The organism is Rhodococcus sp. NPDC004095 (assembly GCF_053604015.1).
This window is the reverse complement of record NZ_JBSGGS010000027.1, coordinates 1-12,929: the sequence shown is the minus strand read 5'-3', so window position 1 is coordinate 12,929 and position 12,929 is coordinate 1. Positions and strand designations below refer to the sequence as shown.

Genomic DNA, 12,929 nt, shown 5'->3' with positions numbered 1-12,929 from the left:
AGGAAGCCGATCTCCGCGAGGTGGTCCGCCTCGTCGATCGCGGTGACCACCACCCGCCGCCGCACCCGACTGGCGGCCCGCCGCCGTGTCGAGCACCCGCGCCCACACCGCATTGCGCTCCTCGAGCACCTCCACCGCCGCCGGGTCGGCGCCCTTCTGCGGTCCGAACACGACCGCCGCGCCACGCGGACCGAGCAGGGGGTTCTCGACGTCAGTGGCCGCGATCAGCCGGATCCCGGCCAGCCGGGACCGGGCGGCGGCGAACCCTGCCGCGTCGTCGGTGCCGCCCAGTGCCCGGATCAGTCCGCGGCCGCCGTCCGTGCAGCCGCTGCCCCCGAGGCCGACGACGACGGTGCGGGCACCCGCCTCGACCGCGAGGGCGATCAGTTCTCCCACGCCGGCGCTGTGCGCGGCGACCGCGGTGGCGGGATCGGGGTCGAGCAGGTGCAGTCCGCATGCCTGTGCGGATTCGATGTACGCCACGTCCCCGGCCCGGAGCCAGCGGGCGGCGACGGTCGCGGTGAGTGGACCCGACACCGTCGCGGTGCGCACCTCGCCGCCGTGCACCGCGAGGACGTCCACGAAGCCGGGGCCACCGTCCGACCGCGGCGCCGCGGTGAGCACGTCATCGGGACGGGCCCGCCCCCACCCCACGGCGATGGCCTCGGCTGCCTCGACGCCGGTGAGGGTGTCGCCGAACGAATCCGGGGCGATCAGCACGCGCATCGGGCGAGCATAGGACGGGGTGCCGGTGCGCGCCGGACGTGCCAGGTCGTGACCTCGCCTGCCCAGCAAGTAGCCTGGTGGGGTGAAACTGCTGCGCCGAGGAAACCCCGACAATCCAGACAACGGAGACGACGGGGTCGACGAGTCGACCACTCCTGAGCCGACCACCCCGACGTCGTCCGCCGTCACCGAGGGCAAGGGCCGGCCGACGCCGAGCCGCCGCGAGGCCGAGGGCAGGCGACGGGGCCCCGTCGCTCCCGCGCCGATGACGTCGAAGGAGGCCCGGGCGCGGCGCAAGGACAGCCGCGGCTCGAAGGAGGAGCGCAAGCTCGCGTCGGCCGAGCGTCGCGCCGACGCCGCCGACCGCCGCGCGCGGATGCTCGCAGGCGAGGACAAGTACCTGCTGCCCCGGGACAAGGGACCGGTGCGTGCGTACGTCCGCGACCTCGTCGACTCCCGGCGCCACCTGGTCGGCCTGTTCATGCCGCTCGCGGTGCTGCTGATCCTGGCGATGTTCCTCGACCCGTCGCTGCAGGCCTTCGTCACCCTCGGCATGTTCGTGATGATGCTGTTCATGGTCGTCGAGGGCGTGATCATGGGCCGCCAGATCAACAACAAGGTTCGCGAGCGGTACCCCGATTCCATCGACGGCGGGTTCAAACTCGGCTGGTATGCCTTCGTCCGCGCGTCGCAGATCCGCAAGATGCGCGCGCCGCAGCCGCGGGTCTCGCCCGGCGACGCCGTCTGACGGCCACCGGCGCAACCACAGCACTCCCGGACGGGCGTCGCACCATCGGTGCGGCGCCCGTCCGCGTTGCCGTCCGGGTTCGCTCAGTCGACGGATCGACGCAGGTCCGGCCAGGGCGGACGCCGCAGGACCGCCAGCGTTCCGAGCGTCGCCGACACCAGGCCGATCGTCAGGCCCAGGCGTGCGATTCGCGACTCGTCGACTGCGGCACGCCAGGTCACCTCACCCTGGTGGACGACGAACACGCCCACCGGCGTCGACGACGCGGCTTCGCCGCCGGGCATGCCCCGCACCCGCGCCACGGTGATGACGGTCGTGCCGTCCGGGGTCTCGTACGGCTCGCCGTACACGGCCGTGGTCCGTACCGCGCGCTGCGCGCGCTCGAAGATCGATGTCACGCTTCCCACCTGCTTCCCGCCCCATCGGGTGGCTTCGACGATACGTCGCGCGGCCGACACCGACGAGCGTGCCGGCCGGGACCGGCACCTCAGTGGTGCGGCGCCCGGCCGCGCAGGACCGCCAGATCGGCGTCGATCCGGACGGCGTCCCGATCGTCGACCGAGGCCGACCCGAACAGTTGACGGAGTCGACCCGAGGAGACAGGCGGCAGAACCGAGCGGCGTCGACGACGAACGAGGGCACCGCCCATGGCTGCGAGGACGAGACATCCGAGAACGACGAGGAATCCGGTCATGGCAGTAATTGTTCGACCGACTACTTCATGCCACCAGTGGCATGAACGACCCACTTCGTCAATATCCAGCCATAGACTGAACCCGTGCTCTCCACCGTCGCGGTCCTCGTCGTCGACCGCATCTCGATGTTCGAGTTCGGCACCGTCTGCGAGGTGTTCGGCCTCGATCGCACCGCGTTCGGGGTACCGGCCATCGATTTCCGCGTCTGCGGCGCCACCCCCGGCGCACCGCTGACCACCACCAGCCCCGGCGTCACCCTGACCGCCACCCGGGGACTCGACGGGCTCGTCGGTGCGGACCTGGTCGTGATCCCGGCGTTCGCGGACCGCAGCGGGTACCCCGACGCCGTGATCGGCGCCGTCCGCGCGGCCGCCGACTCCGGCGCGACGATCCTGACGGTCTGCTCGGGGAGCTTTCTCGCCGGGGCCGCGGGCCTGCTCGACGGCCGCACCTGCACCACCCACTGGAGCCACGCCGACGAACTGGCCCGCGCGTTCCCCGCAACGATCGTCGATCCCGACGTCCTGTTCGTCGACGAGGGCCCGCTCGTGACGAGTGCCGGTACCGCCGCCGGTATCGACGCGTGCCTGCACGTGGTGCGGCGCGAGCTCGGCACGGCCGTCGCCAACACGATCGCCCGCCGCATGGTCGTGGCCCCACAGCGCGACGGCGGGCAGCGCCAGTTCATCGAACGACCGGTGCCGGTCTGCGCGGCCGACGGCATCGCGGAGACGCTGTCCTGGATGACCGAGCATCTCGACGAGCAGCACACGGTCGAATCGCTCGCCGCGCGGGCGGCGATGTCCTCGCGCACCTTCGCGCGCCGGTTCGCCGCCGAGACCGGAAGCACGCCCGTCAAATGGCTCACCGCCCAACGGGTTCTGCTCGCCCAGCAACTGCTGGAGCAGAGCGACGACGGCCTCGAGCAGATCGCCCGCCGGTGCGGCTTCTCGTCCGCGGCGTTGCTGCGCCACCACTTCCACCGCCGGCTCGGTCTGGCCCCCGCCGACTACCGCCGCCGCTTCGGCGCGGCCGACATGCGCGTTGGTACGGTCTAGCGCGTGCACTCCCCCGCCCGACCGCGCCGCGTCCTCGTCCTCGGCGGGGCACGCTCCGGCAAGTCCGGACACGCGGAGTCGCTGATGCCGGGCGGCGACGTCCGCTATGTCGCGACCGCGCGCGTCGACCCCACCGACGCGGACTGGACCGCCCGGATCGAGGAGCATCGCGTCCGCAGGCCCGCACACTGGACGACCGTGGAGTGCGGCCGCGGACCGGGCCTTTCCGCGGTCCTGGGTGAGCGCGGTCCGGCGACCCTCGTCGACGACCTCGGCACCTGGCTGACCGCGGAACTCGACGACGCCGACGCCTGGGACGCGCCGCGCGGGACCGTCACCCCCCGCTGCGACGCCCTGGTGGACGCGGTCGCGCGCTACCCGGGCACACTCGTACTCGTCAGTCCCGAGGTCGGGCTCGGCGTGGTTCCGGAGACCCGCTCGGGACGGCTGTTCCGGGACGAGATCGGCGCCCTCAACGGTCGGCTCGCGCAGGTCTGCGACGAGGTGTTTCTCGCGATCGCCGGACTGACCGTGCGCCTGAAGTGACGCGACGCCGAACACGACCAGCATCGACATGAAAGGTCCACTGTGACAACCGAATCGAACACCACACCCGAGCCCGCAGGCACGACGGGGGCCGCGTTCGACCCGGTCGTCGCACCGTCGGTGACGGCCCGCGCCGCCGCCGACGCCCGGCAGGGGCAGTTGACCAAGCCCGCCGGTTCCCTCGGCCGGCTCGAGTCCCTCGCCGGCTGGGTGGCCGCCTGCCAGGACCGGTGCCCGCCGCGCCTGTTCGAGCGCCCCCGCGTGGTCGTGTTCGCCGGCGACCACGGCGTCGCCCGGCACGGGGTGTCCGCCTACCCGGCCGAGGTGACCGCCCAGATGGTCGCCAACATCCTCGCCGGTGGCGCCGCGGTCAACACGCTCGCCGAGACCACCGGCGTCGGCGTGCGGGTGGTGGACATCGCGGTCGACGCAGACACCGACCCCGCCGTGTCCCGGTACAAGGTGCGCCGGTCGAGCGGAGCGATCGACCGCGAGGACGCAATGAGCGCCGACGAGACCCTCCGGGCGATCGCGGCCGGCCGGGCGCTCGCGGACGAGGAGGTCGACGCCGGCGCGGACCTGTTGATCGCCGGCGAGATGGGCATCGGCAACACCACCCCGGCGACCGTCCTGATCGCCGCGATCACCGACACCGAGCCGGTCGCCGCGGTCGGCCGCGGCACCGGCGTCGACGACGCGGGCTGGGCCCGCAAGACCGCCGCGATCCGTGACGCGATGCGCCGGGTGCGGCGCGACGTCACCGACCCGGTGGCGTTGCTCCGGATCGGCGGCGGCGCCGACCTTGCCGCGATGGCCGGATTCCTCGCACAGGCCGCGGTGCGTCGCACCCCGGTGATCGTGGACGGCGTGGTGGTGACCGCGGCGGCGATGGTGGCCGAGCAACTGGCTCCCGGCGCTCGCGACTGGTGGGTCGCCGGCCATCGGTCCACCGAACCGGCGCACGTCCTGGCGCTGCGTCACCTGCAACTCGACCCGATCCTCGACCTGGGCATGCGCCTCGGTGAAGGCTCCGGCGCGGTGGTCGCATTGCCGGTGCTGCAGGGTGCGGTCGCCACCCTCGCGAACATGGCGACGTTCGCCGATGCCGGTGTCAGCACCCGCGACGCCGGCGATTCCCCCGCCGACCCGGCGACCGGCGCCGACGCGACGACGGACTGACCGACGTGGGCGGACTGCGGTTGGCCCTGTCGTGGTTGACGGTGCTGCCGGTCCCGCACCGCGAGAGCGATCCGCCGATCGACCGGACCTCGGGCCGGCGGGCCGTCACCGCCGCGCCGGTGGTCGGCGTGCTGCTCGGCCTGCTCGCGGCGGCGGTGTCGTGGCTGCTGGTCGCCGCCTCCGTTCCGTCGGCGCTCGCCGGGCTGGTCGCCGTCGCCGTCCTGGCGCTGGCGACGCGTGGGATGCATGTCGACGGTCTCGCGGACACCGTCGACGGCCTGGGCTGTTACGGCCCGCCGGAACGCGCACTGGAGGTGATGCGCAGCGGCGGCGTCGGCCCGTTCGGTGCGGCCGCGCTGCTGATCTGCCTTGGCGGGCAGGCACTCTCGTTCGGCGCGCTCGCCGAGGCCGGGCAGTGGGCAGCGGTCGTCATCGCGGTGGCGGTGGGGCGGGTGGCGGCCGTGACCACCTGCCGACCGGCCCTGTCCGCGGCAGCCCCGACCGGTTTCGGCGCACTCGTCGCCGGAACCCAGAGCCGCTGGGTGTGCCTGGCGTGGACGGTGATCGCGGTCGTCGCCGCCGCGGCGGCGGTCCCGGACAGGTGGTGGCAGGGCCCTGTCGTGGTGGCCGCGGTCCTCGCCGCGACAGCCGGGCTTACCCGCCACTGCGCCCACCGCTTCGGCGGGATCACCGGCGACGTCCTCGGTGCGGCCATCGAGCTGACCGTCACCCTCGCGGCCCTCGGGTTCCTGCTGGGCGGCTGAGCCGTACATTCGCTGCCGCGGCGAGCCGAAGCAGCTCGTCCACCGACCAGTGGTCGGCGGCGTGCCTGCCGTACCTGGCGGCGAGGATCGAACCGTCCGGCGCGAGCAGCAGGTCCGCGGGCAGACCGAGGATGCTCTCGCCGCCCGGGCCGATCGCGCCGCCCGCCCGCACGGCGCGCATCACGACGGCCCAGCTCCCGGGGCGCAATGGCGCGGACCACACGCGCGGATGCAGCACCGCTCCGGGCGCCGACTCGATCCCGAACTCGCGGTACAGCGACCTGTCCGGGTCCGCGACCACCGCGAACGGAAGGTCCCCCTGGTACGGCCGCATCGCCTCGGCTGTGGAGTGGAACACTGCGATCTCGCGAACACCTGCGGCGTCGATCTCGTCCGCGCGGCGCGCGATCTCCCGGAGATGGACATTGCAGATCGGACAGCCTGCGAAGCGCCGGAACTGCAGGTGCGTCAGCGCCCCGGGATCGGGCAGGGTGATGCGGTCACCGGAGATCGTCGTCAGGGTTCGCGGCGGCACCACGTCGCCGGGTGCCGGGTGGGTCCCGCGTGCGGCGGGACGGTCGTTGGTGGTCATGGTCTCGTGCTCCTCCCTATCCGTGATTCGATGGGTGACCGGGCCGGATGTCCGGGTGCCGATCGCCGTCACATCGACCGGGTTTGCCCGGTCATCCCTTGTGACCGGCGAGTGCGGAGGAATGTGACCGATGAACGACGATGCGCACCGGGTGGACGTCGCCGAGCGGTTCGACGAGCGGCGTTCGCGACTGTGGGCGGTGGCCTACCGCATGCTCGGATCGGCGAGCGAGGCCGAGGACGCCGTGCAGGAGGCGTGGGTGAGGCTCGACCGCGCCGACAGCGACGAGATCCGGAACCTGGACGGGTGGCTGACCACCGTCGTCGCGCACGTGTGTCTGAACATCCTGGCCGCACGCCGGGCACGACCGGAGGACCCGAGGGGCGTGCACGTACCCGATCCGGTGGTGACCCGCCCCGATGTCACCGGACCCGAACACGAGGCGGTGCTCGCCGACTCGGTCGGGTTGGCGATGCTGGTCGTCCTCGACACGCTCGCTCCCGCGGAGCGCCTCGCCTTCGTGCTGCACGACATGTTCGCGGTCCCCTTCGACGAGATCGCTCCGATGGTGCGACGCACCCCGGACGCCGCCCGCCAGTTGGCGAGCCGGGCCAGGCGCCGGGTCCGGGGTGTTCCCGCCCCGGCGCCGGACCGGGCCCGGCAACGCGCGGTGGTGGATGCGTTCCTCGCCGCGGCGCGAGGCGGCAGCTTCGAGGATCTGCTCACGGTGCTGGACCCGGATGTGGTGTTGCGCGCCGACGCGGGCGGAGCGGCGTCGGCGCTGGACCGGGGTGCACCGGCGGTCGCGGAGCGGGTGCTCGGCTACGCCCGGCTGGCCCGGTTCGCGCACCCCGCGCTGGTCAACGGCGCCGCCGGGATCGTCGGGATCGCGCAGGGACGACTGTTCGCGGTGTTCGGCGTCACGGTCCGCGGCGACCGGATCGTCGAGATCGACATCCTTGCCGACCCGGCGCGGCTGTCCCGGATCCCCGCCGTCGGTCTCGACTGAGCTGCGGCCGTGCTCACTCGGCGCTGTTCTCACTCGGCACTGTGCGCGCCGGTACGACGGAACCACGGGCGACGTCCGCGGCGCGGATCGAGGTGGCCGTCGCCGCGACCGCGGTCGGAGCCCCGAATGGTCGTGACCGATTCGTCCGGGCCGTGAACGCACTCGGCGGCGCAGCGCTCGTCATGAGCGCCGCGCCGCCGGGGACGTGATCTCGAGCCGTCAGGCCAGGGTGGTCATCCAGCCGTGGGTGTCGGCGAAGGTGCCGCGCTGGATTCCGGTGAGCGTGTCGCGCAGGGCCATGGTGACCTCACCCGGCTCCCCACCGCTGATGCTGAACTCGCCGGCCGCGGACTTGACCGAGCCGACCGGGGTGATGACCGCGGCGGTGCCGCAGGCGAACACCTCGGTGATCTCACCGGATGCGGCCTTCTCGCGCCACTCGTCCGTGCTGATGCGACGCTCCTCGACGGCGTAGCCGGCGTCCGCGGCGAGGGTGAGCAGCGAGTTGCGGGTGATACCGGGCAGCAACGACCCGGACAGCTCCGGCGTGACGAGGCGGGCCTCGGACCCGGAACCGAAGACGAAGAAGAGGTTCATGCCGCCCATCTCCTCGACGTACTTGCGTTCGATCGCGTCGAGCCAGACGACCTGGTCGCAACCCTCGTCGGCGGCCTGCGCCTGAGCGACCAGCGAGGCGGCGTAGTTGCCCGCGAACTTCGCGGCGCCGGTGCCTCCCGGTGCGGCGCGCACGTACTCGGTGGACAGCCACACGCTGACCGGCTTGACGCCCTGCGAGAAGTACGCGCCGGCCGGCGAGGCGATCAGCAGGTACTTGTAGCTGTTCGCCGGTCGCACGCCGAGACCGATCTCGGTGGAGATCATGAACGGCCGCAGGTACAGCGCCTCCTCGCCGCCCGCGGCGGGAACCCAGTCGCCGTCGACGGCGAGGAGCTCGGTGATCGAGCGGTGGAACAGCTCGTCGGGCAGCTCCGGCATCGCCATGCGGCGGGCCGAGGTGCGCAGCCGCTCGGCGTTCGCGGACACCCGGAACGACGCGATCGAGCCGTCCGCCTGGCGGTACGCCTTGAGACCCTCGAAGATCGCCTGACCGTAGTGCAGCACCATCGTCGCGGGGTCCATCTGCAACGGCGCGTACGGCTGCACGGTGGCGTTGTGCCAGCCCTGCTCGTCGCTGTAGTCGATGGTGACCATGTGATCGGTGAAGTACTTCCCGAATCCGGGGGCGGCCAGTACTCGCGCGCGCTCCTGCTCCGAGGCAGGTGAGGGATGCGGAACGCGCGTGAAGTCTTGGACACCAGTCATGCGCAGAATCCTAGCGAACGCGTCGTGCACGACATTGCGCGACTACGGATTTTCGTGCTTTCCCGCCCGCCGCCCGTGGTTTGCGTCAGCGCGTGTGCAACGGCACGAACGGCGGCGCGACGACCTCGCACCGCAGCGCCCGGCCACGCACGTCGACCGTCACCTCGTCGCCCGCCGCGAGCCCGGCCGACGTGTCGAGCAGTGCCAGCGCGATGCCCACCTTCAGTGTCGGCGAGAAGGTGCCCGACGTGGTCTCGCCGACCGTGGCGCCGTCGCGGAGCACCGACTGCCCCTGCCGCAGCACCCCGCGGTCGAGGGCGCGGATCCCCCACATGGTGCGGGCGGGCCCGGCTTCCTTCTGCGCGAGCAGCACGTCACGACCCCAGAACCGCGGCTTGCGCCACCCGATCGCCCAGCCACAGCGTGCTTCCAGAGGGGAGATCTCGGTGGACAGCTCGTGCCCGTGCAGCGGGTAGCCCGCCTCGGTGCGCAGGGTGTCGCGGGCGCCGAGCCCGGCGACCTCGCCACCGGCGGCCCGCACCGCGGTCACCAGCGCCCGGAACACCGCCTCGGTGCCGTCCCAGGACGGCAGCAGTTCGTAGCCGTGCTCGCCGGTGTAGCCGGTGCGGCACACCCGCACCGGCGCACCCTCGAAAGTCGCGTCCGCGAAGGCCATGTAGTCCATGTCCGACGGAAGCCCAAGCGCGGCAAGAATTTCCGCGGACCTCGGCCCCTGCACCGCGAGGACACCGAAGTTCCGGTGCAGGTCCGTGACGGCGATTCCGTCCGGCGCCTGCGCCGCCAGCGCGGCGACCACGGCCGCGGTGTTCGCGGCGTTGGGCACCAGGAACACCTCGTCCTCGGAGACGTAGTAGGCGATCAGGTCGTCGACGACACCGCCGGTCTCGTTGGCACACAGGGTGTACTGCGCCTTGCCGGGACCGATCTTGGCGAGATCGTTTGTCAGGCAGTCGTTCACGAACGCGGCCGCCCCGGGGCCCACGACCGATGCCTTGCCGAGGTGGCTGACGTCGAACACCCCGACCGTCTCCCGGACCGCGGTGTGCTCGGCGACGACTCCGGTGTAGGACACCGGCATCTCCCAACCGCCGAACGGCGCGAAGGTGGCGCCGAGTTCGGTGTGCATCGCGTGGAGTGGGCCCTGCCGGAGTTCGCTCATGGGGCATCACGCTAGCCGACGCGGCGCGGGTCGACCCGCCGCGAACGAAGGCCGAGGCCGACCCCGCACACGTCGCACTCACTCGGACGGCGCGAACTACAGTTGCCGACAACGCAATCCTTCACACCCCAGGAGTAGATGTGAGCCCTGCCAAGTCCGATACACCGCTCGGCCCGGAGCTCGTTCTCGCCGGCTCGATCGCCAAGCGCGTCGACGTCCTCGTCATCGGATTGACCACAGGGCCTGACGGACCCGAGGCATCCGTCGGGGACGTGCTCGACGACGCCACGGCCGAAGCGGTTCTCGCCGGGCTCGTCGCGGTGGGAGCGACCGGCAAGGCCGAGGAGATCACCCGCATTCCGGCGCCGGCCGGACTGTCGGTGGCGAGCGTCGTCGCCGTGGGTCTCGGATCTGCGGACGACGTGGACGCCGAGCAGATCCGCCAGTCCGCGGGCGCCGCGGCCCGCGCGCTCACCGGCGTCGCGGTCGCCGCGACCACCCTGTCGGGACTCGACCTGGGTGCCGCCGCAGAGGGCTTCTACCTGGGCGCCTACACGTTCACCGGTTTCAAGGCGAAGTCCGCGCCCGGCGCCGACAAGCAGCCCCTCGGCCGGGTCGAGTTGCTGGTGCCCTCCCCGCGGACCGCCGCCGCGAAGAACGAACTGGCCCGCTCCGCCGCGATCGCCGAGGCCGTCGCCGTCGCCCGCGAATTCGTCAACACCCCGCCGAGCCACCTGTACCCGGAGGAGTTCGCCGCCCGAGCCAAGGCGCTCGGCACCGCCGCCGGCCTCAAGGTCCAGGTCCTCGACGAGAAGGCCCTCGAGAAGGGCGGCTACGGCGGCATCCTCGGCGTCGGCAAGGGTTCCTCGCGTCAGCCCCGGCTGGTCCGGCTCACCCACAGCCCCGCCGGTCGCGGCGTGAAGAAGGTGGCACTGGTCGGCAAGGGCATCACGTTCGACACCGGCGGCATCTCCATCAAGCCGGCCGCAGGCATGGAGAACATGACCTCCGACATGGGCGGCGCCGCGGCCGTCATCGCCACCGCGGTCCTGGCCGCGAAGCTGGGCCTGAAGGTCGGCGTCGACGCCTATGCGCCGATGGCCGAGAACATGCCGTCCGCCACCGCGCAGCGCCCCGGCGACGTGCTGACCCAGTACGGCGGCACCACGGTCGAGGTGATCAACACCGACGCCGAGGGCCGGCTGATCCTCGCCGACGCGATGGTCAAGGCATGCGAACAGAACCCGGACTACCTGATCGACACCGCGACCCTGACCGGCGCACAGATGGTCGCGCTCGGCACCCGCACCCCCGGCGTGATGGGCACCGCCGAGTTCCGGGACCGGGTCGCCCGCATCTCCCAGGAGATCGGCGAGAACGCCTGGGCGATGCCGCTGCCGCGTGAGCTGCGCGGCGACCTGAACTCCAAGGTCGCGGACCTGATGAACGTCACCAACAACCGGTGGGGCGGCATGCTCGTCGCGGCCACCTACCTGAAGGAGTTCGTGTCCGAGGGCGTGCAGTGGGCGCACATCGACGTCGCCGGCCCGGCCTACAACACCGGAGGCCCGTTCGGCTACACGCCGAAGGGCGGCACCGGCGTCCCGGTCCGCACGATGATCAGCGTCCTCGAGGACATCGCCGCCAACGGCTAGGCGCTTCGCGCTCGTGCGCGGTTTGCGGGTCCACACACCCACGAACCGCGCACGAGCCGTCAGGCCTCGCGGGCGCGGTTGCGCAGGATTCTCTGCCGAGCGTCGTGGTCGCGCATCCGCTGCGGATAGCCGGTCTTGCGCACGTCGTAGACGGGGATGCGCAGGTCCTCGCCGAGCTTGCGCGCCCCACGCTCGCCGCCGACCGCGCGACGGGTCCACTGCCCGTCGGCCGCGACCAGCACCACCGTCACCGGGGTGACGGTGGTGCGCGGCTCGACGAACGCTTCCACCCCCACATGGGTGCGCGCCCAGTCCGCCAGATGGCGGGCATCGGCACCGCTGGTGCGCTCGTCCCGCCCGCGCCTGCGCCCGAACATCTCGCGCAGTCCCATGGCCCTCACCTCGTCACCTGGCCGACATCGACACATCCTGGACATTGCAGTCTGCCAGCGATTGCTGTGAGGTTCGTGAGGACGATGTGACAAGCCCCTCAGGGGACGCAGGAAATCGATCAATGCAAGGATGAACGTGCACCGCCGCGTGGCCGCCCGGTCGATTGGCTCGTCCACCGCCACCGACCCCGCGACAGCAGCTGTATTGCAGAATGTTTTTCGACCACAAGTCGACCAACTCAACAACCCGAACACAATTGTCGAGGAGTCAAAAGAAATGGCCTTCTCCGTCCAGATGCCGGCTCTCGGTGAGAGCGTCACCGAGGGAACCGTCACTAGGTGGCTCAAGCAGGAGGGAGACACGGTAGAACTCGACGAGCCCCTGCTCGAGGTCTCCACCGACAAGGTCGACACCGAGATTCCCTCCCCCGCTGCGGGCGTGCTGACCAAGATCGTCGCCCAGGAGGACGACACCGTCGAGATCGGCGGTGAGCTCGGCATCATCGGTGGCGCCGACGAGGCCCCCGCTCCGGCTCCGGCCGCTCCCGCCGAGCCCGCCCCTGCCGCTCCGGCTCCCGCGCCCGTCGCGGCCGCTGCACCGGCCCCCGCGGCGCCCGCTCCGGCCGCCGCCGCTCCCGCTGCCCCCGCGTCCGGCACCCCGGTCACGATGCCCGAGCTGGGCGAGTCCGTGACCGAAGGCACCGTCACCCGGTGGCTCAAGGCCGTCGGCGACGACGTCGCGGTCGACGAGCCCCTGCTCGAGGTCTCCACCGACAAGGTCGACACCGAAATCCCCTCGCCGGTCGCGGGCACGCTGCTCGAGATCAATGCGCAGGAGGACGACACCATCGCGGTCGGTGCGCAGCTCGCCGTGATCGGCTCCGGCGCACCCGCCGCCGCCCCGGCGCCTGCTGCTCCGGCTCCCGCGCCCGCCCCGGCTCCGGCGCCTGCTGCTCCGGCTCCCGCGCCCGCCCCGGCTCCGGCGCCTGCTGCTCCGGCTCCCGCGCCCGCCCCGGCTCCGGCGCCTGCCGCTCCGGCTCCCGAGGAGCAGGTAGAGGACAT

Annotated in this window: 16 protein-coding genes; 9 read left to right on the top strand and 7 right to left on the bottom strand. The window is 72.3% G+C overall.

Features of this window, described 5'->3' with window-relative positions; genetic code table 11:
• Positions 1–726 (bottom strand): glycerate kinase (locus tag ACWEPG_RS28295; RefSeq protein WP_452595848.1); only part of this gene is annotated, 726 nt, incomplete at its 3' end.
• A gap of 82 nt (positions 727–808) precedes the next feature.
• On the opposite strand from ACWEPG_RS28295, the gene ACWEPG_RS28290 reads away from it, so the two are divergent.
• Complete coding sequence (locus ACWEPG_RS28290) at positions 809–1,474, top strand: DUF3043 domain-containing protein (protein WP_452595847.1); 666 nt, start codon at positions 809–811, stop codon at positions 1,472–1,474.
• 83 nt (positions 1,475–1,557) lie between these two features.
• Here the strand turns inward: ACWEPG_RS28290 and ACWEPG_RS28285 are convergent, their stop codons facing one another.
• Positions 1,558–1,872 (bottom strand): hypothetical protein, encoded by a 315-nt coding sequence (locus ACWEPG_RS28285; RefSeq protein WP_452595846.1) that lies wholly within the window; start codon positions 1,870–1,872, stop codon positions 1,558–1,560.
• Positions 1,873–1,961: 89 nt separating this feature from the next.
• The gene (locus tag ACWEPG_RS28280) at positions 1,962–2,168 is read right to left on the bottom strand and encodes a hypothetical protein (protein ID WP_452595845.1); all 207 of its coding nucleotides are present in this window, start codon (positions 2,166–2,168) and stop codon (positions 1,962–1,964) included.
• Positions 2,169–2,252: 84 nt separating this feature from the next.
• Between ACWEPG_RS28280 and ACWEPG_RS28275 the strand changes: the two genes are divergently transcribed.
• From ACWEPG_RS28275 to ACWEPG_RS28260, 4 genes are all read left to right on the top strand, one after another.
• Entirely contained in the window at positions 2,253–3,227 is a 975-nt protein-coding gene (locus ACWEPG_RS28275; protein ID WP_452595844.1) for a helix-turn-helix domain-containing protein, read from the top strand.
• A gap of 84 nt (positions 3,228–3,311) precedes the next feature.
• Complete coding sequence (locus ACWEPG_RS28270; protein ID WP_452595849.1) at positions 3,312–3,773, top strand: bifunctional adenosylcobinamide kinase/adenosylcobinamide-phosphate guanylyltransferase; 462 nt, start codon at positions 3,312–3,314, stop codon at positions 3,771–3,773.
• Positions 3,774–3,815: 42 nt separating this feature from the next.
• Positions 3,816–4,952 carry a nicotinate-nucleotide--dimethylbenzimidazole phosphoribosyltransferase gene (cobT, locus tag ACWEPG_RS28265; RefSeq protein ID WP_452595843.1) on the top strand — a complete coding sequence of 379 codons (1,137 nt, stop codon included), beginning with the start codon at positions 3,816–3,818 and terminating at the stop codon, positions 4,950–4,952.
• Between the two features lie 5 nt (positions 4,953–4,957).
• Positions 4,958–5,716 (top strand): adenosylcobinamide-GDP ribazoletransferase, encoded by a 759-nt coding sequence (locus tag ACWEPG_RS28260; protein WP_452595842.1) that lies wholly within the window; start codon positions 4,958–4,960, stop codon positions 5,714–5,716.
• Here the strand turns inward: ACWEPG_RS28260 and ACWEPG_RS28255 are convergent.
• On the bottom strand, positions 5,679–6,308 hold the full coding sequence (locus tag ACWEPG_RS28255) for a peroxiredoxin-like family protein (protein WP_452595841.1): 630 nt from the start codon (positions 6,306–6,308) through the stop codon (positions 5,679–5,681). The genes ACWEPG_RS28260 and ACWEPG_RS28255 overlap by 38 nt on opposite strands.
• A gap of 130 nt (positions 6,309–6,438) precedes the next feature.
• Here ACWEPG_RS28255 and ACWEPG_RS28250 point away from each other — a divergent pair, with 130 nt between their 5' ends.
• Both ACWEPG_RS28250 and ACWEPG_RS28245 read left to right on the top strand, forming a co-directional pair.
• Positions 6,439–7,317, top strand: a complete 879-nt coding sequence (locus tag ACWEPG_RS28250; protein ID WP_452595840.1) for a sigma-70 family RNA polymerase sigma factor — start codon at positions 6,439–6,441, stop codon at positions 7,315–7,317.
• A gap of 41 nt (positions 7,318–7,358) precedes the next feature.
• Complete coding sequence (locus tag ACWEPG_RS28245) at positions 7,359–7,526, top strand: hypothetical protein (protein ID WP_452595839.1); 168 nt, start codon at positions 7,359–7,361, stop codon at positions 7,524–7,526.
• A gap of 10 nt (positions 7,527–7,536) precedes the next feature.
• Here the strand turns inward: ACWEPG_RS28245 and ACWEPG_RS28240 are convergent, their stop codons facing one another.
• Positions 7,537–8,640: a branched-chain amino acid aminotransferase gene (locus ACWEPG_RS28240; RefSeq protein ID WP_450112838.1), complete on the bottom strand. Its 1,104-nt coding sequence runs from the start codon at positions 8,638–8,640 to the stop codon at positions 7,537–7,539.
• A gap of 85 nt (positions 8,641–8,725) precedes the next feature.
• Positions 8,726–9,820 (bottom strand): glycine cleavage system aminomethyltransferase GcvT, encoded by a 1,095-nt coding sequence (gcvT, locus tag ACWEPG_RS28235; protein ID WP_450112837.1) that lies wholly within the window; start codon positions 9,818–9,820, stop codon positions 8,726–8,728.
• 140 nt (positions 9,821–9,960) lie between these two features.
• Here gcvT and ACWEPG_RS28230 point away from each other — a divergent pair, with 140 nt between their 5' ends.
• On the top strand, positions 9,961–11,475 hold the full coding sequence (locus tag ACWEPG_RS28230; RefSeq protein WP_452595838.1) for a leucyl aminopeptidase: 1,515 nt from the start codon (positions 9,961–9,963) through the stop codon (positions 11,473–11,475).
• A gap of 59 nt (positions 11,476–11,534) precedes the next feature.
• Here ACWEPG_RS28230 and ACWEPG_RS28225 read toward each other — a convergent pair whose 3' ends face one another.
• A complete protein-coding gene (locus tag ACWEPG_RS28225; RefSeq protein ID WP_450112835.1) occupies positions 11,535–11,867 on the bottom strand; it encodes an oxidoreductase in 333 nt (110 codons plus the stop codon).
• Between the two features lie 277 nt (positions 11,868–12,144).
• Here ACWEPG_RS28225 and ACWEPG_RS28220 point away from each other — a divergent pair.
• The coding region (locus ACWEPG_RS28220; RefSeq protein WP_452595837.1) for a biotin/lipoyl-containing protein at positions 12,145–12,929 on the top strand (785 nt) is incomplete at its 3' end.

What these genes read in the sequence shown, in the direction of transcription:
- ACWEPG_RS28280 (WP_452595845.1), bottom strand. Translation starts at nt 2,168, where the DNA reads ATGACCGGATTCCTCGTCGTTCTCGGATGTCTCGTCCTCGCAGCCATG.
- ACWEPG_RS28270 (WP_452595849.1), top strand. Translation starts at nt 3,312, where the DNA reads ATGCCGGGCGGCGACGTCCGCTATGTCGCGACCGCGCGCGTCGACCCC.
- ACWEPG_RS28255 (WP_452595841.1), bottom strand. Translation starts at nt 6,308, where the DNA reads ATGACCACCAACGACCGTCCCGCCGCACGCGGGACCCACCCGGCACCC.
- ACWEPG_RS28250 (WP_452595840.1), top strand. Translation starts at nt 6,439, where the DNA reads ATGAACGACGATGCGCACCGGGTGGACGTCGCCGAGCGGTTCGACGAG.
- ACWEPG_RS28240 (WP_450112838.1), bottom strand. Translation starts at nt 8,640, where the DNA reads ATGACTGGTGTCCAAGACTTCACGCGCGTTCCGCATCCCTCACCTGCC.
- gcvT (WP_450112837.1), bottom strand. Translation starts at nt 9,820, where the DNA reads ATGAGCGAACTCCGGCAGGGCCCACTCCACGCGATGCACACCGAACTC.
- ACWEPG_RS28225 (WP_450112835.1), bottom strand. Translation starts at nt 11,867, where the DNA reads ATGGGACTGCGCGAGATGTTCGGGCGCAGGCGCGGGCGGGACGAGCGC.